Here is a 22,007-nt window from a genome sequence, read left to right as displayed (position 1 = left end):
AACTGCCCGTCGTGGGACATCGCGCGAAAGCGCACGCGCGAGAGACCGAATCGCGCGAGGTGGCCGCGCGGCCGCCCGTCGACGACATCACGGTTGCGCAGCCGGGTCGGGCTGGCGTCACGTGGCAACGCAGCGAGCTCACGGACGGCGAGGGCCACCTCGTCGGGGCTGCCCGTGCGGATGCGCTCCTTGAGTTCGGCTCGCCGGTCGGCGTACCGGGCCACGATCTTTCGCCGCTCGGCGTCCTTCGCGATCTTCGACTTCTTGGCCATCAGCGGATCTCCTTGAACACGACGTGTCGGCGCACGATCGGGTCGTACTTGCGCAGTTCGAGCCGGCCGGGGGTGTTTCGACGGTTCTTCTGCGTGATGTAGCGATAGCCGGTGCCGGCGCTCGACTGGACGCTGACCTTCGGGCGTACGTCGCTCCTCTTGGAGGCCATCAGAGCTTCACTCCCCTCGCCCGCAACTCGGCGACGACGACGTCGATACCGCGCTTGTCGATGGTGCGAATGCCGCGTGGGCTGACGGTGAGGCGCACGGTGCGCCCGAGGCTAGGCACCCAGTAGCGCCTCTTCTGGACGTTGACGTCGAACCGCCTCTTGCTGCGCACGTGGCTGTGCGAGATCGAATGGCCGAAGCCCGGCACAGCGCCGCTGACCATGCATTTGCGTGACATGCTGCTCCTCGGATACAAAATGAGAACGGTTTTCATTTCCAACGCGAGGAAAGAGGGGTAGCAACCGTGAAGAAGGGCATCCACCCCGCCTACGAGCGCGTGGCGTTCCGGGACTCCACCACCGGCGCCGTGTTCGTCACGCGAGCGACGCTGCGCCCGAGCGAGACCATCGACATCGACGGTGACGCGGTGCCGGTCGTCAACGTCGAGGTCTCCAGCGACTCGCACCCGCTCTGGACGGGCAAGGCGCGCGTGCACGACAGCGAAGGGCGCGTGGCACAGTTCAACCGCCGTTACGGACGAGGACGCACGGCGTGAGCGGGCAGGGGAACAGCGCAACGCCCACCGTCATCATCACCGGCGTCGAACAGAGCGCAGCCGACACCACGGCCATGAGTTTGCTGTTCGACCTGCCGAAGCCTGTCGTCGTCACGCACTCGTTCGGGGCTGACGGGACGAGCCTCGTGCGCACGGTGAGCGACGTGACCGGCCTGCTGGATCGCACGACGATCGACCTCGAACACGCCTGCGTGCCGTGCGCGATCCGCGAGGACGTGCTGCCGACGATTGCCGGCCTCGCGAGCAGCGGCCACTGGTCGAGCATCATCGCGAGACTGCCGATCGGAGCTGAGACGACGCAGCTGTGCCGGGTCGCCTCCTATGAGCCGAACACGCTCGGCGGGGCACGGCTCGCAGCCGTCGTGAACGCGGTCGACGGATGTGACGCCGTCCGACACCTCACCGGGCCCGAGCTGCTGGTCGAACGAGAGTTGCCCACGTTCGAAGGTGACGTGCGCGGCACCGCCGAGGTGGCGACGACCCTGCTCGAGTACGCGGATGTCATCGCCGTCGACGGCGAACTCATGCCCGAATGCTCGACGCTCGTCCGCACGCTGGCGCGCCCGGGTGCGCAGGTGGTCGAGAACTGGTCGCAGTGGGACGCGACAGCGCTTCTGCCCGGCGTGCACGACGTCGAAGCCATCGAGAAGTGGGTCGCCGAGACGCCACCCGCCCAGATCGGGGACTCGTGCGAGGACGGTGTGTGGCGCGTGCGGCTTCGCTCCGAACGTGCCGTACACCCCGAGCGCATCCAGGAGAACCTGCCGGAACTCGGCGGCGGCGCGTTCCGGACGCGCGGCTGCTTCTGGGTGCCGACCCGGCCGGAGACGCTGTGCGTGTGGGACGGCGCAGCGGGTCAGCTCAACATCGGCACGGCGGGGCGCTGGCGCCGTCCGGCCGCGCGGCGTACGGATTTCGTCGTCACCGGGCTCCTCGCGCACGGCGACCCTCGCGACGAATTGCGTCGAGCCTTCGAAGCGGCCCTGTGCACACCCGCCGAACTCGACACGCTCGCAGCCGTGTGGAGCACCGACGAAGACGGACTCGAGCCCTGGCTCGGCGACATGAAGGAGTACCACTGATGGCCGTTCCGAAACGAAAAGTCTCACGCGCCAACACCCGCTCGCGACGAGCGAACTGGAAGGCGGTGCCCGCGGCGCTCGTCCCCGTCGCCGTGGACGGGACGTTCTACCGGGTTCCGCGGCGTCTCGCCCGGGCCGTCGAACGAGGGCTCATCGACCCGCCCACAGAATCACGCATCGACGAAGGAGGACGACGATGAAGGTGCGCAAGTCCCTGCGCTCACTCAAGGACCAGCCCGGCTCGCAGGTGGTTCGCCGCCGCGGCAAGACCTACGTCATCAACAAACAGAACCCGCGCATCAAGGCTCGTCAGGGCTGAGTCGGCCACGTCGACGCTGGGCGGTGCACGCACGTGATCGGTGTGTGCGTCGCCCAGCGCGCACGGCGCCGAGGTCTGCGTGGCCGAGCCCGGGCAATCGGGCTGCGAGTTACTCGCCCGTCTCGGTTAATCGTCGTTAACCTAGGCGGCATGACCGCGACGACTGAGGCACCCAGCACGCACACCGACGACAGCACCGACATCCTGGCGCGCGCCCGGACGCAGGTGCTCGAGAACGGGCAGCCGCTCGGCTACGACGACCTCGTCGAGGTGCTGCGCACCGGCGACGACCGACTCGAGGAGTTGCTGCAACTGGCCCACGACGTGCGCCTTCGCTACAACGGTGACGAGGTCGAGGTCGAGGGCATCGTCAGCCTCAAGACGGGCGGGTGCCCGGAGGACTGCCACTTCTGCTCGCAGTCGGGCCAGTTCACCTCCCCGGTGCGCTCGGTGTGGCTCAACATCCCGCAGCTCGTGCGCGCCGCGAAGCAGACGCGCGAGACGGGCGCGTCGGAGTTCTGCATCGTCGCCGCCGTGCGCGGGCCCGACGAGAAGCTCATGACGCAGATGCGTGAGGCCGTGAAGGCCATCCACGCCGAGGTCGACATCCAGGTCGCGGCGTCGCTCGGCATGCTCACCCAGGAGCAGGTCGACGACCTGCGCGACATGGGCGTGCACCGCTACAACCACAACCTCGAAGCGGCGAAGTCGTACTTCCCCGACGTCGTCACGACGCACTCGTACGAGGAGCGTTTCCAGACGTGCCAGATGATCCGCGAGTCGGGCATGGAGCTGTGCTGCGGTGGGCTCGTCGGCATGGGCGAGACGCTTGAGCAGCGCGCCGAACTCGCGTCGCAGCTGGCTGAGCTCGACCCGCACGAGGTGCCGCTCAACTTCCTCAACCCGCGCCCGGGAACGCCGTTCGAGAACATCGAGCCGATGGAGTCGAACGACGCCCTGCGCACCATCGCCGCGTTCCGCCTCGCGCTGCCGCGCACCATCCTGCGCTACGCGGGCGGCCGTGAGTTGACGCTCGGCGACCTCGGCACGCGCGACGGCCTCATGGGTGGCATCAACGCCGTCATCGTGGGCAACTACCTCACGACGCTCGGACGCGACCCGAAGGAAGACCTGTCACTCCTGTCGGACCTCAACATGCCGATCAAGGCGCTCAACGCCACGCTCTGAGCGCCGCCCCGCACCGACTCTTCGTCCGCTCCCGATCGCCTCGCGTTCGGGAGCGGACGTCTCACCCTTCGAGGAGACCTTCCTGATGAGCGCTACGAGCGACACGGGCGTCGCGGACGTCACCGCGACGTACTGCACCCGGTGCGGCAAACTGCCCGACGAGGCCGACCACACCGCCTGCGCGCGCTGGCTCGCCGCCGAGGAACCGCCCCGCTTCTGCGCCCAGTGCGCCCGCCGGATGAAGGTGCAGGTCGTCCCGACGGGTTGGTCGGCCGAGTGCTCCCGCCACGGCGCATTGAGCGGCGGCGCAGGAGTCTGACCCGCTGGGGCGGGGGCTAGCTGGTGACGTTTGCTGCGGTTGGCTGCGTTGCAACGTCACCAAGCGCAGCAAACGTCACCAACCAGCGTGTCCACAGCAGTGACGGCCGAGGCTTCTGTCCACAGGACCCGTCCGAGGCTTCTTGTCACCCCGGCCCAGGCTCCTGATGCTGGCTCCATGAGCACCCATCAACCGCCCGTGCGGAGCGTGACGACGGCGCAACTGACGCGCGCAGGTCTCACCTCACGTCAGATCGATGCCTTCGTTCGCTCGGGCAAGCTCGAGCGAATCGGCCGAGGTGTCTACGTCGAAAGCCTCGACGTAGACGCGGCAAGCCCGGAGTCACGGGTACGGGAGCATCTCGTCCGAGCTGTCGCCCTGTGCCGATCCTCCTCCGGGGCTTACCTCGTGGGACCGAGCGCGTGCCTTGCGCTCGGACTTCCCCTCCTCGTTCTTCCCCGCGACGCTCACATCGCGCGCGCCTCGTCCCGTGTCCAAACCCGCAGGCTCGGGCTGCGCGCACACCGCCCGTGGTCGCATGACATCCGAACACTCGACGACCTCGGGGTGGACGTGCAGTGCCCCGAGGCGGCCATCGTCGAACTGGCAGCGCGCGAGGGTGCGCTCCACGGACTCGTGCCTGCCGATGTCGCGGCCCGGCACGAGGACGTGCGGTTCGAACGTGTCCTGGCTTCCTGGGGCAAGCGCCACGGCATCGCCCAGGCCCGGCTCGTCGCCGAACTCGCCGACGGCCGTCGCGAATCGCCCTTGGAAACGCAAACCGCGTGGCAGGCGCACGGGGAAGGGATCCGTCTTGAGCCGCAGACCGTCATCCGCGACAGGGCGGGCGAGTGGGTGGCCACGGTCGACTTCACCGTTGCGGGATACAAGGTCGTCGTCGAGGTCGACGGTTTGGGCAAGTACCGACGCCCGGACGACCTGAAGAAGGAACGGGTGCGTCACAACCAGATCGAGGAGCTCGGGTGGCTCGTTGTCCGTGTCATCGCAGACGACCTGCGGTGCGGTCGGTTCGTGCCGCGCCTTCACGCGGCAATGGCGCGCGCCGAGCGCCGCTAGCTGGTGACGTTTGCGGCGCTTGGCTGCGTTGCAACGTCACCAACCGCAGGAAACGTCACCAGTTAAGCGTCGGTTGGGGCTGGGGCTGCTGCCGCATTCGCTTTCCGAATGCAGACCATCACGGCCAGGACGAGGGCCACCACGGCGAGGATGTGCACGGCGAAGGCCGCGATGTCGCTGACGAAGCTCAGCAGGAGCACGAGGGCCGCGAGTACCGCGAGGATGACGGCGTAGCGGCGCAGGAACGGGGCAGCAGCGCGGTTGCCGACGAGAAGGGCTTCCGGCGAACGACGGGTCGTCGCCGTCCGGATCGACACGCGGCCACCGAACGGGAGGCGTCCGTCGTCGGCACCGCGCGCCACCCACGTCATGACACCGGCAATGACGAGAAGCGCGACAGCACCGACCATGGCGGCCACCGAGAGGTCCGAAAGCATGCCTCCCAGGGTAGCGAGGAACACCGGCTCCAGAGGCTGAGAACCCGGACGGCGCGCCCGCGGGCAGCCTGCCACCCTGCCGGCGCAATCGTGCCCCGCGGAGTCAACGGCGTACCGCCAGCGCCGACCCGCGCGACGAAGCGCGGCCTCACCATCCCCGGGATCCAGACGACCCTGCGCGCCAAGAGCGGCCACCGCGACTGGAGCGACCCCGCCTTCCGCCTCCACTCGCCGACGCGCAGAGTCGGGTCGAGTCGATCGATGCCACAGGTGCCTCACCCCTTCCCCAGGTGAGAGGATGAGGGCCATGCCCACCCCCGACGTCGCACGCCTGCTCGCCTCGGATCGTGACCACCTGTGGCACCCCTACTCGAGCGCCACGAACCCTGCGACGACGCGGTTCGTCGAGTCCGCGCACGGGCCGCGCCTCACCCTGCGTGACGACGACGGCGCATCGCGCGAGGTGCTCGACGCCATGAGCTCTTGGTGGTGCGCCATCCACGGCTACAACGTTCCCGAGCTCAACGCCGCCGCCGAGGCGCAGCTGCAGCGGATGAGTCACGTCATGTTCGGCGGCTTGACGCACGAACCCGCCGTCCGCCTCGGTGAGAAGCTCGTCGAGATCGCGCCCGCACCAGAGGCCGACCGACCGAAGCTGACGCGCGCGTTCCTCGCCGACTCCGGCTCCGTCAGCGTCGAGGTGGCCCTCAAGATGGCCCTCCAGGTCTTCGCCGCCGACGAACGTCCGCGACGCACCGTCCTCACGATCCGCGGCGGTTACCATGGCGACACCCTGCACCCCATGAGCGTCTGCGACCCCGACGGCGGCATGCACTCCCTCTGGCGCGGCACGCTGCCGCAACAGCTCTTCGCCCCGCTCCCACCTGCAGGCCTTGAAGCCGACCCTGACGAACTCGAGGCATGGAAGCGCGAAACCGCTTCCCTCTACAGGGAACACGCCGACGAGATCGCGGCCGTCATCGTCGAGCCACTCCTGCAGGGCGCCGGCGGTATGCGCATCTACGACCCCGAATGCGTGCGATTCCTCACCACCCTCGCCCGCGAGCACGGCGCGCTCGTCATCGTCGACGAGATCGCCACCGGCTTCGGGCGCACCGGCACCTACTGGGCTGCCGACCGCATCGGCATCACGCCCGACATCCTCTGCCTCGGCAAGGCCCTCACCGGCGGCTACCTCACGATGGCGGCCGTGCTCTGCACCGACGAACTCGCCCGCACCATCAGCGAGCGCACCGGCGCGATGATGCACGGCCCCACCTTCATGGGCAACCCGCTCTCGTGCGCCGTCGCGCTCGCCAGCATCGACCTCCTCGACACCGAACGTCTCACCCGCGCAGCCGGATTCGCCGACACACTCGACACTCACCTCGCTCCCCTGCGCGAACTCCCCCACGTCGCGGATGTTCGCACGCTGGGTGCGGTCGGCGTCGTCGAGCTGACCCACGACGTCGACGTCGACGCGGCCACGGCAGCCGCCCTCGACGCGGGCGCATGGATCCGCCCCTTCCGCCGCCTCATCTACACGATGCCGCCGTTCGTCTGCACCGACGACGACCTGGGCACGATCTGCGAGGCTGTCACCGCCGCGGTCCACGCATGCGCCCCGGCGAGCGAGCAGGCGCCGTGAACCAGTACCTCGACGCCCTCGACGCCGCCGCGAAACGGCGCACCGAGCGCGACCTCACCCGCACGGCCGAGGCCGACCAGCTCGACGGTGTCCGCATCGATCTCGCGGGCAACGACTACCTCGGCCTGCGGCGCCACCCCGCGGTGCTCGACGGCGCGCAGCGAGCCCTCGACGAAGCCGGCGGCGGCGCGGGCGCGAGCCGCCTCGTCACCGGAACGCACGCCGTCCACACGACGCTCGAAGCCGAGCTCGCCGCGCACATGGGGCACGAGTCCGCGCTCGTGTTCTCCACCGGGTACCACGCGAACCTCTCCGCCATGACGGTGCTCGGCACCGCCGACACCCTCGTCATCAGCGACGCTCACAACCACGCGAGCCTCATCGACGGCATACGCCTGGCCAAAGCTCGCGTCGCCGTCACACCGCACCTCGACGTCGACGCCGTGCGTCGCGCCCTCTCCGAACGCACCGAGCCGCGCGCCGTCATCGTCGTCGAGTCGATCTTCTCCGTGCTCGGCGACGCCGCCGACCTGCCCGCGCTCCTCGCGCTCGCCGTCGAGCACGACGCGCTGCTCGTCGTCGACGAGGCGCACGGCCTCGGTGTCGCGGGTAAGGGCGGCGAGGGGCTCGTCAGGGCTGGCGGCCTCCTCGACGGCGAGGGCGCCGACCGCGTCGTCGTCACGGTCACCCTGTCGAAGTCGCTTGCGAGTCAGGGCGGCGCGGTTCTCGGGCCGCGATCGCTGCGGGAACACCTGCTCAACACGGCACGCCCGTTCATCTTCGACACGGGCCTCGCGCCCGCGTCCGCTGGGGCCGCGCTCGGAGCCCTTCGTCATCTCGTCGCGCATCCCGAGCTCCCTGGTCGAACTCTCGCTGCAGCAGCCGCCATCGCCGACGCCCTCGGCGTCGAGCCGTCGGCCGGGGCCGTGCTGTCCAAGCCCATGCCGTCACCCGCCGAAGCACTGGCCGCCGTCGACGCGGCCCGCGCGCAGGGTCTGCGTATCGGGTGCTTCCGGCCGCCGAGCACGCCGGACGGCATCAGCCGCCTGCGCGTCACCGCCACGGCGGGACTCACGGATGCGGAGCTCGACGACGCCAGGCGTATCCTCGGCGCCGTCGCCAGCACGTTCGAAGGAGCACAATGAGCGCCCCCGTCATCCTCGTCACCGGCACCGACACCGAGGTCGGCAAGACGGTGACGACGGCCGCCGTCGCCGCGGCACTTGCCGCGCAGGGCATGCGGATCGCCGTCGTCAAACCTGTCCAGACGGGCCTGGCCCCGGGTGAGCCGGGTGACGTCGACGAGGTCGCCCGCCTGGCCGGCACCGAGGGCGTGACGACACACGAGTTCACCCGCCTGCGCGACCCCCTCGCGCCCGACGCCGCCGCGCGCCTCGCCGGCACGAGCATCCCGACCGTCGCGGAGCACGCCGAGCGCGTCCTCGAGATCGCCGACCGCGACGACGTCGACACCGTCATCGTCGAGGGCGCGGGCGGCCTGCTCGTCCACCTCGACGGCGGGGGCGCCACCCTGGCCGACCTCGCTGTTCACCTGCGCGACAAGGGCGTTCGCGCGGGCTTCGTGCTCGTCGTCGCGCCCCGTCTCGGCACGCTCAACGTCACGGCCCTCACCGCCGAGGCGCTGCGCCACCGGGGCCTCGACCTCATCGGCTACGTCGTCGGCAGCTACCCCGACGAGCCCGGCCTCGCCGAGCGCACGAACCTCGACGACCTGCCGAACGCCGCCGGCGCGCAGCCGCTCGGGCGCCTGCCGGAACGTGCGGCCCAACTCGACCCGAACACCTTCCGAAACAACGCAAGCAAGTGGGTGCACCTGTGATGTTCCGAACCGACGGCCGTCTCGCCGATGGCCGCACGATCCGCTGGTACGACCGCGAGGAGGGCCGCGAAGCCGTGCCCGACCGGCGCGATCTGCCCGAGACGACGCCCATGTCGCAATTGCGCTACGACGTCCTCACCGACGAGTACATCGTGCTCGCCGCGCACCGTCAGAACCGCACCTTCATGCCGCCGGCGAACGAGTGCCCGCTGTGTCCGAGCCGCCCGGACTACGCGAGCGAAGTGCCCTCGGAGGACTACGAGGTCGCTGTCTTCGACAACCGTTTCCCGGCGCTCTCGGACGCCGTCACGGGCGTAGAGGAGATCGACGACCCGCTGTTCGCCTCGGCGCCCGCGTACGGCGCGTGCGAGGTGGTCTGCTTCAGCTCGAACCACAAAGCCTCGTTCAAGGACCTGTCGCTCGAGCAGGCCCGCCTCGTCGTCGACACGTGGGCCGACCGGACGCGCGAACTCTCCGCGCGCGAGAGCGTCGAGTACGTCTACCCGTTCGAGAACCGCGGCGCCGAGATCGGCGTCACCCTGCCGCACCCGCACGGCCAGATCTACGCCTACGACATGGTTCCGCCGCGGGCGCGCAAGGAACTCGACGCCGCCCGTCGCCACCACTCGCGCACCGGCTGCAACCTCTTCGGCGACATTCTGAGCCGCGAGCTGGCGGAGGGGTCGCGCATCGTCGCACAGAACGCGACGTGGGTGGCGTTCGTGCCGTTCGCGGCGCGCTGGCCCGTCGAGGTGCACCTCTACCCGCGCCGTCAGACGCCCGACCTCGCGGCCCTCGACGAGGCGCAGCGCGACGGCCTCGCGGAGCTCTACCGCGACGTCCTTGGCCGTTTCGACGCGATGTACGACGCCCCGCTGCCCTACATCTCGGCGTGGCAGCAAGCTCCTGCGAAGGGTGACCACCCGGACCGTCGCCTCGCGTGGCTGCACGTCGAGCTGTTCTCGATCCGGCGCAGCGCGGACAAGCTCAAGTACCTCGCAGGTACCGAGTCCGGCCAGGGCGCGTTCAGCAACGACGTGGCGCCCGAGGCGGTGGCCGAGCGCCTGCGCGAGCTGGGAACGTCGCGATGACGCAGGAGATCACCTCGAGCGACTCGCAGAGCCGCCTGCTCGCCGAAGCGGAAGCGCTGTTCGCGCGCGAGTTCGGCGACGTCACGCCGGACGGCGCGTGGTGGGCGCCCGGGCGCGTCAACATCGTCGGCGAGCACACGGACTACAACGGCGGCTACGTCCTGCCCATCGCTCTGCCGACCGGCACCGTCGCCGTCGCGCGGCGTCGTGACGACGACCTCGTCCGGCTCGTCTCCGAGGGCAAGCGCGTCGAGGTGCGCCTGGGCGACATCTCGCGCGAGGCGTCGCTCGGCTGGGCTTCGTACGCGGCCGGCGTCGGCTGGGCGGCCGCGCGTGACGGCCTCGACGTGCCCGGCCTCGACATCGCGTTCGCGGCCGACGTGCCGCGCGGTGCCGGGCTGTCGTCGTCCGCCTCGCTGAGCTGCTCGGCCGCGAGCGCCTGGAACGACCTGGCCGGATGGGGCCTCGAGCGTCCGGACATCGCCCGCCTCGGGCGTCTCGCGGAGAACGAGATCGCCGGCGCGCCGACGGGAACGATGGACCAGATGGCCTCGGTGCTGTGTGAAGCCGGTTCCGCACTACGCCTCGACACGCTGACGAACGACACCGAGCAGGTGCCGTTCGATCTCGACTCGGCCGGGATCGTCCTGCTCGTCGTCAACTCCCACGCGCCGCACGAGCTCGTCGACGGGGCCTACGGCGAGCGCCGTCGCTCCTGCGAGGAGGCCGCTGATCTGCTCGGCATTGAGCGAGGTCACCTGTGCAGTGAGGTCGACGGACGCGACGTCAGTGCGGTCGATGCGCGCCTCGAGGAGTTGCCCGACGTTCCGCGCCGCCGCGCGCGCCACGTCATCACCGACTCGGCGCGGGTGCTTGCCGTGCACGAGGCGCTGGGGGCCGGCGTCACGCGCGAGAGCGCTCCCGCCGTCGGCCGGGTGCTCAGCGCGTCGCACGCCAGCATGCGCGACGACTTCGAGATCACCGTCCCGGCCGTCGACACGCTCGCCGCGGCCCTCGAGGACGGCGGCGCGTACGGCGCACGGATGACGGGCGGCGGCTTCGGCGGCTGCGTCATCGCCCTCATCGATTCGGGCCGTGTCGACGACGCCGTGGAGCTTGCGAAGCAGCGTGCCGCGAAGGGTGGCTTCGCCGAGCCGGAGCCGTTCGTCGCTCTCGCGAGTGAAGGTGCCAAACGTCTGAAGTGACCTCAGACGGCGGGCAGTTCGGCGCGCGCCATGCGTGACGCCCAGCGCAGGAGGACGACGTCGTCGGTGAGGCCGTTGGGCCGCGAGTCCGGGATGACGTCCTCCACGTCGACGAGGTAGACGAGCGCTGCCACGACGAGGCGCAGACGTGCCTTGCCGGTGATGCTGGTGGTGTGTGGGTCGTCGTGGCCGTCCACGGTGAGCATGCCCTCGTCGACGTAGGCGTCGACGACCGAGCAGATGATGTCGAGGTCAAGCCCTTGCGCGCCCTCGTACAGGCGCGGGTTGCTCTTGCGCTTCGACTCGACGCTGGCGAGCAGCCTGTGCAACTCCGTGCGGGAGGCGATGAGTGACGCCGCCCGGAGCCGCGCGCGCCGGAACGCTGCCGACGTGAGAATGCGCGCTTCGGCGGAGGGCTGGGTCACGGCGACAAGAGTAGGCCTCGTCGGGTCTTCGTGGGCACGTATTGGACGCCTTATCCCGAACGTGCGACCTGATCACCGGGATCTGCGCAGGAGCCAGACACCCTGGCGGTTGTCGGTGGCCCGTGGTTGGCTGATGTCGAGCCGTTGAACTCGGCACTTCGAACGAAGGAGCTCCCATGCCCACCCGTGACACGAACTGGCCTGCAGGCACCCCGAACTGGGTCGACTGCTGCTTCGACGACGTGAAGAAGGCCGGCGACTTCTACGCCAAGCTCTTCGGCTGGGACGTGCAGGAGGGCCCGGCCGAGATGGGCGGCTACGCACTGTGCTTCAAGCACGGACGATCCGCCGCTGCCATCACGCCGCGTATGGCGCCAGAGGTTCCCACGGCGTGGTCGACGTTCTTCGCCTCCGACGACGTCGATGCCACCGCCGAGGCGGTGCGCGCCGCGGGAGGCAGCGTCATCGCCGAGCCGATGGGCGTCGCTGGTGCAGGCCGCATGGCGTTCTTCACCGACGCCGAGGGTGCCGCGTTCGGCGCCTGGCAGGGCGGTGAGCACCACGGTTTCGGCATCTTCAACGAGTCTGGCTCCGTGGGTTGGAACGACCTCATGACGCGAGACCTCGAGGGCGCGAAGGCGTTCTACGGCAAGGTCTTCGGGTTCAGCTACGACGAGATGGGCGCCGACTACGTCACGTGCAAGCGCGCCTCCGACGGTGAGGTCGTCGCCGGAATCCATCTCGCGGGGCACCTGCCGGACGAGGTCCCGGCGAACTGGCTCACGCACTTCGTCGTGGCCGACCGCGACTCGAGCGTCGCCATCGTCGAGGAGCTCGACGGCGAGGTGCTCATGAGCTTCGACACCCCGTTCGGCCCCGAGGCCACCATCCGCGGCCCCGAGGGCGAGGTCTTCAACGTCATCTCCTACACCGCGGAAGCCGAGGAGGAAGCGGAGCACGATCGCGACGCCGAGTGACGAGCAGGTGAGGTGAGCCGGCCCTGACCCAGGAAAATCCCGGGTACTTGTCAGGTCTGCCGGTTCCGGACGAGAGCGTTCTCCTAGGTGGACGCGGTTGGCTGTGGGGACACTGCTTCATTCCACGCGAAGGACCATCATGACGAGCTCCACGCCCGCGAATTCCTCAGCCGCGACGGCACCCACTCGTACGTTCGCAGCACTCGTCGGCGTCGCGTCGCTCGCCGTGCTGCTGCAGGGCCTGTGGGCCGGATTGTTCATGTCGACGCCCGACACCGCCCCTGAGAAGACGCCCTGGCTCGAGGTCCATTCGTGGTGCGGGAAGGCCGCCATCGGGTTCGCGCTCCTCGCCACGGTGTGGGCGTTCCTGAAGCTGCGTGAACGCACCGACCTGACCTTCGGTGCGCTCGCGTTGACGGTGCTGTTGATCCTCGAGGCCTATCTCGGGGGGGCTCATCGTGGACGAGGGCAAGGACGTCATGGCCGCCGTCCATGTCCCGCTGGCGATGGCGCTCATGGGCCTGGCGGTGTGGCTCCCGCTGCGGGCCCGAAAGCGCTGACTCCACCGTGAGGACGAGCCTCGGATGCGACACGCGTCCGGGGCTCGTCGTTTGGAACAATGGGTGCATGCACAGCCTCGCCGACACCCAGCCCGCCATCGCCCTCGGAGCCCTCGACGGCCGCTACCGCGGCGCCGTCGCCCCGCTTGTCGACCACCTGTCGGAGGCCGCGCTCAACCGGATGCGCGTCCACGTCGAGGTCGAGTGGCTCATCCACCTCACCGACGCCGGCATCCTCGACGGCGTGCGCGCGCTGGACGACGGCGAGAAGGAGGCGCTGCGCGACGTCGTGGAGCAGTTCGACGGTGACGACATCGCCGAACTCGCCGAGATCGAGCGCGAGACGGTGCACGACGTCAAGGCCGTCGAGTACTACCTCAAGCGCCGCCTCACGCAGATCGTGGCCGACGCGGGCCACGACGACGCCGAGCAGCTCTCGGAACTCATCCACTTCTGCTGCACGAGCGAGGACATCAACAACCTCAGCTACGCCCTCATGGTGCAGCGTGCGACGCAGCAGGTGTGGCTGCCGAAGGCGACGACGCTCGTCGAGCAGGTCGCGACGATGGCCCGTGACATGCGTGACGTGCCGCTCCTGTCGCACACCCACGGCCAGCCCGCGACGCCGACGACGATGGGCAAGGAGTTCGCGGTGCTCGCCCACCGCCTGGGCCGTCAGGTGCGCCGCATCGGCGGGCAGGAGTACCTCGGCAAGATCAACGGAGCCACCGGCACGTTCGGTGCGCACACGGCTGCGGTGCCGAGCGCCGACTGGCCGGCACTGAGCAAGTCGTTCGTCGAGGGCCTCGGCCTCACGTGGAACCCGTTGACGACGCAGATCGAGAGCCACGACTGGCAGGCCGAGCTCTACGCCGACATCGCGCGGTTCAACCGCATCCTGCACAACCTGTGCACCGACGTGTGGACCTACATCTCGATGGGCTACTTCGCGCAGGTGCGCGGCCAGGGCACCGTCGGCTCGTCGACGATGCCGCACAAGGTGAACCCGATCCGCTTCGAGAACGCCGAGGCGAACCTCGAGGTCTCGAGCGCTCTGCTCGACGTTCTCGGCTCGACCCTCGTCACGTCGCGCCTGCAGCGCGACCTCACGGATTCCTCGATGCAGCGCAATATCGGCACCGCATTCGGGCACTCGGTGCTGGCCATGGACAACGTCGCGCGGGGCCTCGGCGGTCTCGACCCCGTGCCGGGCGCCATGGCCAAGGACCTCGAAGCCAACTGGGAGGTGCTCGGCGAGCCCATCCAGACGGCGATGCGCGCGCTCGGCGCCCAGGGCGTGCCCGGGATGGAGCAGCCCTACGAGCGCCTGAAGGAACTGACGCGCGGACGCCGCATCACCGGCGACGACCTGCGCGAGTTCGTGCGCGGCCTCGACCTTCCCTCCGACGTCGAGGCGCGTTTCCTCGAGATGACGCCTGCCACCTACATCGGCATCGCACCTCAGCTCGTCGATTACCTCGAGGTCTGACGAACCTGCGCTCACGCGACGCCCTGCCCGCAGCTGTGCTCCGCGGGCAGGGCGTCGTGCTGCGCGACGACAGGCGGCGTCAGGACACAACGTACGACCGCGCCACCACCGCACCCGAGCGACCCGCGGCTCTCACCCCCTAATCACCCCTTGGGGCGGAGTGATTCGCCTATAGTTCTTGCATGTTCCGGGGGCATCGCTGGGGCATCGCGCAGTCACTGCGCGTGGGGAACGGCCCCAGCCCTGCGTCGGCCGGGAAGGCAATGAATTCGATGACCGCATCCGATCTGCTCTACGACGTCGGGGCCATCGCGGCCTTCGCCATCGTCGGCTGCGCGCTCCAGGCGCTCGGCTACTTCATGACCGATCTGCTGACGCCGGGTCGCCTCGCCGACATCATCTGGCGTGAGCGCAACCAGAACGCGGCGATCCTCGTGTCGGCGAACCTCATCGCCGTCGGCCTCATCGTCTTCACCGCCATCCGCTCGTCGCACGACGGCCTCGCGGCGGGTCTCCTGAGCACTGCCGTTTACGGCATCCTCGGCCTCGTCTTCATGGCCCTGAGCTTCTTCGCCCTCGACGCACTGACGCCGGGCAAGCTGGGCGCGTTGCTGCTGCAGGAGGACAGGCACCCGGCGGTCTGGGTGTCGGCGGCGGCTCACATCGCGGTCGCGCTCATGATCTGCGCCGCCATCTCCTGATCGGCGCTCCCATGACCCACGACGCGCTGACCATCCGCCCCGGCTCGCACCTCTCGCTCGCGGGCGCTCCCGCGCGCGTCGAGGAGACCCTCGAACTCACCGTCGACGACTTCACCTGGCACTCGCACCGCCTCAGCGGGCATCCGGACGCCGATTGGCTCACTGTCGAGGACGACGAGGGCACGCTCAGCCTCACCCTGTGGAAGGACCGCCCGGCCCTGCCCGAGCGCGGCGAGCCTGGCGATCGCAACGTCGTCTGCGACGGCACGAAGCTGCGCCGCAACGAGGACGGCACGGGCACCTACCGCAGCCTTCCGTCGGGGCGCTCGGGCCGTTACGCCTGCGCCGACTACCGCCTCGGCGGCACGCTCGTCGCCTTCGAGCGCTTCGACGACGGCGCGTGGGAGCCGTCGACCGGCCGTCACATCCCGGCGTTCGGCGTGCAGGTCACCGGGGGTTCGTCGTGACCCTTCACGCCATCGCGTCGCCGTTCGTCGACACCTGCGCCGCCGACCTGCGCCTGGGGCTCGGCTTGGCCCCTGTGGAGCCTCTCGCCACCTGCTTCGTGGCGGGTGCCGACCTGCGCGTGCTCGGGGCCTCGCACCAGGTCGTCATCGAGACGGAGGACGAGCCGTTCACCGAGACGATCGCCTACCTCCCCCACGTCCCGATGCCTCTGCCGGAACGCCACACCGCGCCCGGCTACTCGCTGCGCACGAGCGTCACGCACCTGGCTCCGGACGCCCTGCGCGACGCGGTCAACGCGTTCGTCCCTGCGCTCGGCGAGCGTGACGACGCCGTCGTCGCGCGCTTTCCCGGGCATGACCTCGCGTTGACGGCCCTCGTCGCCGAGCGCCGCGACGACGTCCTCACGTGGCGCACCTGGCACGTCTACCCGCAGCACGGAGAACTGGTCGAGACCGCGTCCTCGCTCGACCTGCAGCGACGGAGGGATCCGGCATGAAGCGCACCGTCAACGTACTGCTCGTCGCGGCCCTCGGCCTCGGGTTGAGCGGCTGCGGCACGAGCAAGGAAGAGGAAGCCTGCCGCGAGCAGCAGCGTCAGATGGCGCGAGCGCAGGGCTTCACGCCCAACGAGCGGGCCGTCAAGGAGGCCTGCGACAACGATCACCGCAGCTCGACGACGCGCCGTCACGGTAGTTCCTTCCGCGGTGGCGGTTCGGGCAGCGGAAAGTGAGCGACGCTGTTCGCAGCGTTCGCGCGATCGAGGTGAGCCGTGCGCTCACCGTCTGAGGCTCCCCGCTTCGCCCGCGCCCTCGTCTTCGGCGCCGTCCTGCTGTGCGCCGCATGCGGTCTCGTCTACGAGCTCGCGCTCGTCGCGCTCGGCTCGTACCTGCTCGGCAACTCGATCACGCAGACGTCGATCGTCCTGTCGGTCATGGTGTTCGCCATGGGCATCGGCTCGCTCGCCGCGAAGCGCCTCGGCGGCCAGGCGGCCCGCAACTTCGCCCTGATCGAGCTGGCCCTCGCCGTCATCGGCGGCACGAGCGTCATCGTGCTGTACGCCGCCTTCGCGTGGTGGTCGCTCTACGGGCCAGCGCTCGTCGCTCTCGCCTTCACGATCGGCGCGCTCATCGGTGCCGAGATCCCCCTGCTCATGACGTTGCTGCAGCGCATCCGCAAGCAGGATGCGTCGGACGCCGTCGCTGATCTCTTCGCCGCCGATTACGTCGGCGCCCTCGTGGGTGGCCTGGCGTTCCCGTTCCTCCTGCTGCCCCTCTTCGGCCTGCTCCGCGGCACACTCGCCGTCGGCGCCGTCAACGCCCTCGTCGGTGTTGCCTTGTGCCTGTGGGTGTTTCGTGACTCGTTCACGACGTGGGGGCGGCGCCTCGTCGGCGGCGCGCTCGCCGTGACGCTGGTCGGGCTCGCGGGGCTTGCCTGGTTCTCGGGGAAGTTCGAGCTGTCCGCGCAGCAGCGCATCTACCGCGATCCGATCGTCGTGAGCGAGCGTTCGGCCTACCAGGACATCGTCGTCACGTCCGGCCTCGACGGACGCGACGTGCGGCTGTTCCTCAACGGTGACCTGCAGTTCTCGACGCTCGACGAGTACCGCTACCACGAGGCGCTCGTCGCTCCTGCGATGAACGGGCCGCGCACGAAGGTCCTCGTGCTCGGCGGGGGCGACGGACTCGCGGCACGGCGGGTGCTCGAGTATCCCGGCGTCGAGAAGGTGACGCTCGTCGACCTCGACCCGGCGGTGGTCGATCTCGCGCGCACGCGGCCCGAATTCCTCGCGGCCAACGCCGATGCGATGGACGACCCGCGCCTGACCTATCGCGCCGCCGATGCGTTCACGTGGCTGCGCACCCAGAACGAGACGTTCGACGCCATCGTCGTCGACTTCCCCGACGCCGACGACGTGGCCACCGCGAAGCTGTACTCGCAGGAGATCTACGGGCTGATGAACAGGGCCCTCGCCCCCGGCGGCCGCATGGTCGTCCAGAGCGGCTCGCCGTTCTTCGCCCGCGAGGCTTACTGGACGACGGAGGCGACCCTGCGCCGCGCCGGGTTCGCGACAACGCCGTACCACGTCGACGTGCCGAGCTTCGGCGACTGGGGCTTCCACCTCGCGACGCGCTCGTCGACGCCGCCGTCGCTCACGCTGCCCGATGACGCCCCGGCGCAGCGCTTCGTCACGCAGGACGTGCTGCGCGCCGCTGCCGTCTTCCCGCCCGACCGTGGCCGGATGCCCGTGAAACCGTCCACCCTGCTGTCGCCCACGATCCTCGACGCGCAGAAGGGCGCCTACCGGGGCTACTGAGCCCGAGGTGTCAGCGACGCGGGTTCAAGCGCGCGATGGCACCGGTGAGCACGGCTGCGAAACCGGTCCACGCGGCGTACGGCGCGAGCGCGACGCCGCGCTCCGGGGTGTGAGCACCGGCTCGGCGCACGAGGTCGGCGCTGCTCACGGCGAGTGCAATGGCCTCGAGGCAGGCGGGACGCAACTTCTTTCGGTCGAAGAACAGCACGCTCCATCCCGCGTTGAGCACGAGGTTGCCGGCCAGAGCCGCTGCATAGGCCTTCTGCTCGCGCGTGCGCCCCTGCTCGCCGAGGTCCGCGAGCACGAGTGAACTCGTGAGCGCGATGTCGGCGTACAGCGCCGTCCACGCGACGGGGAAGGCCCACGCGGGCGGCTGGAAGGCGGGCTTGCGCAGGGTGCGGTACCAGAGCGAGTCGGGGTCGGTCGCGAGACTGCCGACCACCGCGGTCGCCGCGACGGCGGCGCTCGTGCGCGCGAGCGTCCGACCCCATCGGCGGGTGTCGGCGCTGCGCGAGGCGGTCCGGACGGCGTCACGGAAGGTGGTGTGCCCGCCCGGCGGCGGCCCCACGAGGTTGTCGAGGTCGCGTTCGTGGACGACGGTGTCGTGCTGCAGGCTGCCGATGAGCGGTGTGGCGAGCTGTGTCGTCACGGGTGTCACGAGGCCGACCCAGTAAGCCGCCAGCCCCGGAGTCCTCACGGGCGCCTTGAGCACGATGCGCGGTCGCAACCCCACCCTCGTGGCGTACTCGCTCATCATGTCGGCGTACTGGATGGCCTCGGGGCCCCCGATGTCGAAGGTGCGGTTGATGTCGGTCGGCAGGTCCGCCGCGGCCACGAGGTAGTGCACCGCGTCGGCCACGGCGATGGGCTGGATCGTGTTGCGCACCCACCGCGGCGCGAGCGCCCCCGGCAGCCGCTCGGCGAGGTGACGCAACATCTGGAACGACGACGACCCTTCACCGATGACGACGCCCGCCTCGGGGCGTGAAGGGTGCCGGTGCGGCGGCGCAGGAGCGCGCACACCCCGCCGAGCACGAGGCCGGCGAAGGCGAGCATCCAAATGCCCGAGGCAGCCGTGACGACGGTGTAGACGAGGGTGCTCGTGACGACAGGAGCATGGCCGCGCAACGCGTCGTAGAGCGCGCCACGGAAGAAGGTCTCCTCCGCCACGCCGTTGACGAGGGTGAGGACGAGAACCACGACGAAGACGCCGCGGTCGGCGTGATCGAGGAGTTGCTGGACGGGGTCGCGTAACGCGGGAATCTGCGTGAGAACAAGCGCACCGACGAGAAAAGCCCCTGCGAGTGCGGCCCCGACGCCGGCGCCGAGAGCCACGTCGGCTGCGGGCCGACGCGCTTCGGTCGGCTTCGGCGCTTCACGCCCACCCGGACGTCGGGCCAGGAACGCGCCGACGAACCACACCGCGGCCAGCAGCGCCGTCGCGGGGTAGAAGAGTGCATCAGCGGGCTCGATCGACAGGCTCCACGCCAGCACGAGCGTGCCGACGACGAGCGTCAGCCCGCAGGCGAGACGTTGCCGTGTCACCGAGTCGCCCATATGTTCATCCGACCACCCGCGCCAGGTGAGGTGAAGCCTCCCCAGGGGTGCACGACGGCAACGCAACGGGCCGGCATCCGAACGTGGATGCCGACCCGTGATGAGCGTGATGCGTGCGTCAGATCGTGACGTCGCCGCGGGGCGTCGTGAACGTCACCGACAGCACCGACGGGGTGCCGTGCGGGGCGACGAAGGAGAAGTCGATGCTCGGCTCCCACTCCTCGCGGTCGACGCCCGGTTCACCGGAGAGGCCGATCCACTCGCGCACGCGCTCGGGCGCGCCTGCGAGCGTGATGCCCTTGAGGCCCGAGTCGCTGGGGCCGTCCGACGACGGGTGGGTCGCGTCGTCGTCCCACTTGATGAAGTAGGGCAGCTGCGGGTCGAGGACGAGGTCGCTGATGCCGATCTGCTGCCAGGTGACCTCGGTGCCGTCGGGGCGGTGACGGCGGCCTTCGGTGGTGCCGCGACCGAGCTTCTCGACGGGGCGGGTCATGTCGTCGAGTTCGACGACCCAACCGATCCAGCCGCCACCGTTGGCGGAGCGAGCCTTGACGGCCTGGCCGTACGGCATCTTGTCGACGCTGGGGTGCTCGAGGGCTTCGACGACCTCGAGGAACCGGTGCTCGGTAAGCGGCAGGATGACGTTGCGGGTACCGAACCGCGGGTGAACGCCGCCGTCGAGTGCTTCCACGCCGAGCTGCTGCGCGAGTCGCTCGGCCGTCGCCTGCAGACCGTCGGACTCGGCCGCATACATCACGTGGTCAATACGCATGTGCACACTGTGCCACGCCCATCGGTGTGGACTGTAATCCGGGTCACTCCCCTTCGACGCGGCGCGCTCCGTCAACCGCGGACGCCACGCTGACGCATCGCTTCGTAGAGCAGAACGGCGGCGCTCGTCGCGACGTTGAGGGAGTTGACCTGGCCCACCATGGGGATGCGCACGCGGGTCGTGGCGGCGGCGAGCGCCTCGCCGGTGAGGCCGTACTTCTCGGTGCCGACGGCGATCGCGACGGGGCCGCGGTAGTCGACGTCGGTGTGCATGACGTCGGTGTCCGGCGTCGCCGCGACGAGCGGAATGCCGCGCTCTTCGAGCCAGCTCAGGGTCTCGGAGGTGGACGCGGCGGCCACCGGCACGCTGAAGACGGTGCCCTTCGAGCCGCGCACGACGTTGGGGTTGCCCCAGTCGGTGACCGGGTCGGCGGCGATGACGCCGTCGACGCCGACCGCGTCGGCGGTGCGGAGCATGGCCCCGAGATTGCCGGGCTTCTCGACGCCCTCGGCGACGAGAAGGAGCGGACTCTCGGGCAGGTCGAGTTCGCGCGGGTGGGCCTGGACGCTCGGCACGACGGCGAGGAAGCCGTCCGGCCCCTCGCGGTAGGCGACCTTCTCGAACGCGGCGCGCGCCACCGTCACGATCTCGGCGCCGGCGGCGCGGGCGGCGTCGACGACGTCCTGCTGGCGGTCGGCGTCGAGCATGAGGTCGTCGCACGTGTAGAGGGCCCGGGGGCGCACCCCTGCATCGAGCGCGAGCGACAGTTCCTCGTACCCCTCAAGCAGGGTGACGCCCTCGTTCTCGCGGGTACGGCGCTTACGCAGACCGACGAGCCCCTTGAGGCGCGGGTTGGTCGCGGAGGTGAGGTGAAGATCAGCCACCCGCCCATTCTCCCCCACTCAACCCCCACCGCCGAAGCCCCGATCTGCACGTGCAGGATGGTGCTGTGGTGAGGAGTGAGGCGGGGGTCGGGCTGTTGTCCGAGGCGACGGTTCGGACGCTGGCCGGAGCACAGATCACCGCTCCGACGGAGCTTCTCGCCTTCGACTTCGACGACACGGCAGCGCCGGCACCTCGGGGCTTCGAGCGGCTCGCGGAGTCGGCACTGCTGCGCCGTTCGGATCTCGACGCCGTCGGCGACGAGTTGCTTTCGTGGGGTCTCCAACTGGGCTCGGGGATGACGGTGCGGGCGAACGACGTGCCGCTGCGCGCGGGCACCGTCGTCGTGCTCGGTCTCGGCGTCGGGCGGGTGCGCCTGCCGATTCCGTGCCGCGTCACGGAGGTGATCGACGAGCCGCACCGGCGCGGATTCGCCTACGCGACGCTGCCCGGTCACCCCGAGTGCGGCGTCGAACGTTTCCTCGTCGAACGTCGCGGCGATGACGTGTGGGTCAGCATCGACTCCCTCAGTCGGCCCGGCTGGCTCCTCACCCGCATCGGCGCCCCCGTCATGCGGTGGGCGCAGCGCTGGATGACGCGCCGCTACCTGCGGGCTCTGGCCCGCTGAAGCGACGGTCGA

The 22,007-nt window shown here is 70.0% G+C and carries 30 protein-coding genes; 21 read left to right on the top strand and 9 right to left on the bottom strand.

All coding sequences use genetic code 11. The features are described 5' to 3' along the window. The 3 genes from rpsN to rpmB all read right to left on the bottom strand — a co-directional run. Positions 1–272: 30S ribosomal protein S14 (rpsN, locus tag EVU97_RS12495; protein WP_129666254.1), on the bottom strand; the 272-nt coding region annotated here is incomplete at its 3' end. Next, positions 272–442, bottom strand: a complete 171-nt coding sequence (rpmG, locus tag EVU97_RS12490; protein WP_129666252.1) for a 50S ribosomal protein L33 — start codon at positions 440–442, stop codon at positions 272–274. The genes rpsN and rpmG, both read right to left, overlap by 1 nt. Beyond that, on the bottom strand, positions 442–678 hold the full coding sequence (gene rpmB / locus EVU97_RS12485) for a 50S ribosomal protein L28 (RefSeq protein WP_047310659.1): 237 nt from the start codon (positions 676–678) through the stop codon (positions 442–444). The genes rpmG and rpmB overlap by 1 nt, the downstream gene beginning before the upstream one ends. A 66-nt stretch (positions 679–744) precedes the next feature. Between rpmB and EVU97_RS12480 the strand changes: the two genes are divergently transcribed. The 7 genes from EVU97_RS12480 (at position 745) to EVU97_RS12450 (ending at position 5,002) form a co-directional block, all read left to right on the top strand. Then, on the top strand, positions 745–996 hold the full coding sequence (locus EVU97_RS12480) for a type B 50S ribosomal protein L31 (protein WP_129666250.1): 252 nt from the start codon (positions 745–747) through the stop codon (positions 994–996). Next, positions 993–2,099 carry a GTP-binding protein gene (locus EVU97_RS12475; protein ID WP_129666248.1) on the top strand — a complete coding sequence of 369 codons (1,107 nt, stop codon included), beginning with the start codon at positions 993–995 and terminating at the stop codon, positions 2,097–2,099. The genes EVU97_RS12480 and EVU97_RS12475 overlap by 4 nt, the downstream gene beginning before the upstream one ends. After that, positions 2,099–2,299, top strand: a complete 201-nt coding sequence (gene rpmF, locus EVU97_RS12470) for a 50S ribosomal protein L32 (protein WP_129666246.1) — start codon at positions 2,099–2,101, stop codon at positions 2,297–2,299. The genes EVU97_RS12475 and rpmF overlap by 1 nt, the downstream gene beginning before the upstream one ends. Next, positions 2,296–2,418: a type B 50S ribosomal protein L36 gene (gene ykgO, locus EVU97_RS12465; protein ID WP_047310663.1), complete on the top strand. Its 123-nt coding sequence runs from the start codon at positions 2,296–2,298 to the stop codon at positions 2,416–2,418. The genes rpmF and ykgO overlap by 4 nt, the downstream gene beginning before the upstream one ends. Before the next feature lie 150 nt (positions 2,419–2,568). Then, positions 2,569–3,606 carry a biotin synthase BioB gene (gene bioB, locus EVU97_RS12460; protein WP_129666244.1) on the top strand — a complete coding sequence of 346 codons (1,038 nt, stop codon included), beginning with the start codon at positions 2,569–2,571 and terminating at the stop codon, positions 3,604–3,606. Positions 3,607–3,691: 85 nt separating this feature from the next. Continuing rightward, positions 3,692–3,925 (top strand): hypothetical protein, encoded by a 234-nt coding sequence (locus EVU97_RS12455; RefSeq protein ID WP_129666242.1) that lies wholly within the window; start codon positions 3,692–3,694, stop codon positions 3,923–3,925. A gap of 177 nt (positions 3,926–4,102) precedes the next feature. Continuing rightward, positions 4,103–5,002: a type IV toxin-antitoxin system AbiEi family antitoxin domain-containing protein gene (locus tag EVU97_RS12450; RefSeq protein ID WP_129666240.1), complete on the top strand. Its 900-nt coding sequence runs from the start codon at positions 4,103–4,105 to the stop codon at positions 5,000–5,002. Positions 5,003–5,064: 62 nt separating this feature from the next. Here the strand turns inward: EVU97_RS12450 and EVU97_RS12445 are convergent, their stop codons facing one another. After that, on the bottom strand, positions 5,065–5,439 hold the full coding sequence (locus EVU97_RS12445; protein ID WP_129666238.1) for a hypothetical protein: 375 nt from the start codon (positions 5,437–5,439) through the stop codon (positions 5,065–5,067). A gap of 307 nt (positions 5,440–5,746) precedes the next feature. Here EVU97_RS12445 and EVU97_RS12440 point away from each other — a divergent pair, with 307 nt between their 5' ends. From EVU97_RS12440 to galK, 5 genes are read left to right on the top strand one after another with little or no spacing between them, the layout of a single operon-like run. Beyond that, complete coding sequence (locus tag EVU97_RS12440) at positions 5,747–7,087, top strand: adenosylmethionine--8-amino-7-oxononanoate transaminase (RefSeq protein ID WP_129666236.1); 1,341 nt, start codon at positions 5,747–5,749, stop codon at positions 7,085–7,087. Further along, positions 7,084–8,232 carry an aminotransferase class I/II-fold pyridoxal phosphate-dependent enzyme gene (locus tag EVU97_RS12435; RefSeq protein WP_240730227.1) on the top strand — a complete coding sequence of 383 codons (1,149 nt, stop codon included), beginning with the start codon at positions 7,084–7,086 and terminating at the stop codon, positions 8,230–8,232. The genes EVU97_RS12440 and EVU97_RS12435 overlap by 4 nt, the downstream gene beginning before the upstream one ends. Continuing rightward, complete coding sequence (bioD, locus tag EVU97_RS12430) at positions 8,229–8,927, top strand: dethiobiotin synthase (protein WP_129666232.1); 699 nt, start codon at positions 8,229–8,231, stop codon at positions 8,925–8,927. Before EVU97_RS12435 ends, bioD begins: the two co-directional genes overlap by 4 nt. Then, positions 8,927–10,018 (top strand): galactose-1-phosphate uridylyltransferase, encoded by a 1,092-nt coding sequence (galT, locus tag EVU97_RS12425; RefSeq protein ID WP_129666230.1) that lies wholly within the window; start codon positions 8,927–8,929, stop codon positions 10,016–10,018. The genes bioD and galT overlap by 1 nt, the downstream gene beginning before the upstream one ends. Continuing rightward, positions 10,015–11,223, top strand: a complete 1,209-nt coding sequence (gene galK / locus EVU97_RS12420; protein WP_129666228.1) for a galactokinase — start codon at positions 10,015–10,017, stop codon at positions 11,221–11,223. Before galT ends, galK begins: the two co-directional genes overlap by 4 nt. 2 nt (positions 11,224–11,225) lie before the next feature. Here the strand turns inward: galK and EVU97_RS12415 are convergent, their stop codons facing one another. Next, positions 11,226–11,648 (bottom strand): hypothetical protein, encoded by a 423-nt coding sequence (locus EVU97_RS12415; protein ID WP_129666226.1) that lies wholly within the window; start codon positions 11,646–11,648, stop codon positions 11,226–11,228. Positions 11,649–11,824: 176 nt separating this feature from the next. Between EVU97_RS12415 and EVU97_RS12410 the strand changes: the two genes are divergently transcribed. The 8 genes from EVU97_RS12410 (at position 11,825) to EVU97_RS12375 (ending at position 18,156) form a co-directional block, all read left to right on the top strand. Then, positions 11,825–12,625 (top strand): VOC family protein, encoded by an 801-nt coding sequence (locus EVU97_RS12410; RefSeq protein WP_129666224.1) that lies wholly within the window; start codon positions 11,825–11,827, stop codon positions 12,623–12,625. Between the two features lie 139 nt (positions 12,626–12,764). After that, positions 12,765–13,196 carry a hypothetical protein gene (locus EVU97_RS12405; RefSeq protein WP_129666223.1) on the top strand — a complete coding sequence of 144 codons (432 nt, stop codon included), beginning with the start codon at positions 12,765–12,767 and terminating at the stop codon, positions 13,194–13,196. A gap of 56 nt (positions 13,197–13,252) precedes the next feature. Beyond that, positions 13,253–14,674 carry an adenylosuccinate lyase gene (gene purB / locus EVU97_RS12400; protein WP_129666221.1) on the top strand — a complete coding sequence of 474 codons (1,422 nt, stop codon included), beginning with the start codon at positions 13,253–13,255 and terminating at the stop codon, positions 14,672–14,674. A 272-nt stretch (positions 14,675–14,946) separates the two neighbouring features. Continuing rightward, positions 14,947–15,375: a DUF350 domain-containing protein gene (locus EVU97_RS12395; RefSeq protein ID WP_129666219.1), complete on the top strand. Its 429-nt coding sequence runs from the start codon at positions 14,947–14,949 to the stop codon at positions 15,373–15,375. 11 nt (positions 15,376–15,386) lie between these two features. Then, positions 15,387–15,842 (top strand): DUF4178 domain-containing protein, encoded by a 456-nt coding sequence (locus EVU97_RS12390; RefSeq protein WP_129666217.1) that lies wholly within the window; start codon positions 15,387–15,389, stop codon positions 15,840–15,842. Beyond that, positions 15,839–16,339, top strand: a complete 501-nt coding sequence (locus EVU97_RS12385; RefSeq protein WP_165357963.1) for a DUF2617 family protein — start codon at positions 15,839–15,841, stop codon at positions 16,337–16,339. The genes EVU97_RS12390 and EVU97_RS12385 overlap by 4 nt, the downstream gene beginning before the upstream one ends. Further along, on the top strand, positions 16,336–16,572 hold the full coding sequence (locus tag EVU97_RS12380; protein WP_118912982.1) for a hypothetical protein: 237 nt from the start codon (positions 16,336–16,338) through the stop codon (positions 16,570–16,572). The genes EVU97_RS12385 and EVU97_RS12380 overlap by 4 nt, the downstream gene beginning before the upstream one ends. A gap of 39 nt (positions 16,573–16,611) precedes the next feature. Then, complete coding sequence (locus EVU97_RS12375) at positions 16,612–18,156, top strand: polyamine aminopropyltransferase (RefSeq protein WP_129666213.1); 1,545 nt, start codon at positions 16,612–16,614, stop codon at positions 18,154–18,156. A gap of 10 nt (positions 18,157–18,166) precedes the next feature. On the opposite strand, the gene EVU97_RS12370 is transcribed toward EVU97_RS12375, so the two are convergent. The 4 genes from EVU97_RS12370 to EVU97_RS12355 form a co-directional block, all read right to left on the bottom strand. Continuing rightward, positions 18,167–18,910 carry a tryptophan-rich sensory protein gene (locus tag EVU97_RS12370; protein ID WP_240730229.1) on the bottom strand — a complete coding sequence of 248 codons (744 nt, stop codon included), beginning with the start codon at positions 18,908–18,910 and terminating at the stop codon, positions 18,167–18,169. Further along, entirely contained in the window at positions 18,910–19,713 is an 804-nt protein-coding gene (locus tag EVU97_RS15290) for a CPBP family intramembrane glutamic endopeptidase (protein ID WP_129666209.1), read from the bottom strand. Before EVU97_RS15290 ends, EVU97_RS12370 begins: the two co-directional genes overlap by 1 nt. Positions 19,714–19,831: 118 nt before the next feature. Continuing rightward, entirely contained in the window at positions 19,832–20,485 is a 654-nt protein-coding gene (locus EVU97_RS12360; RefSeq protein ID WP_047311164.1) for a VOC family protein, read from the bottom strand. A gap of 71 nt (positions 20,486–20,556) precedes the next feature. After that, on the bottom strand, positions 20,557–21,369 hold the full coding sequence (locus EVU97_RS12355; RefSeq protein WP_129666207.1) for an RNA methyltransferase: 813 nt from the start codon (positions 21,367–21,369) through the stop codon (positions 20,557–20,559). A gap of 65 nt (positions 21,370–21,434) precedes the next feature. On the opposite strand from EVU97_RS12355, the gene EVU97_RS12350 reads away from it, so the two are divergent. Continuing rightward, complete coding sequence (locus tag EVU97_RS12350) at positions 21,435–21,995, top strand: DUF1990 family protein (protein WP_165357962.1); 561 nt, start codon at positions 21,435–21,437, stop codon at positions 21,993–21,995. The last annotated feature ends 12 nt before the right edge of the window (positions 21,996–22,007 follow it).

It is taken from the genome of Dermacoccus sp. 147Ba, from assembly GCF_004151355.1.
Classification (GTDB): Bacteria; Actinomycetota; Actinomycetes; order Actinomycetales; family Dermatophilaceae; genus Dermacoccus; species Dermacoccus abyssi.
Note: the sequence above shows the minus strand (reverse complement) of the source record. Positions and strands in the feature narration are given on the sequence as shown.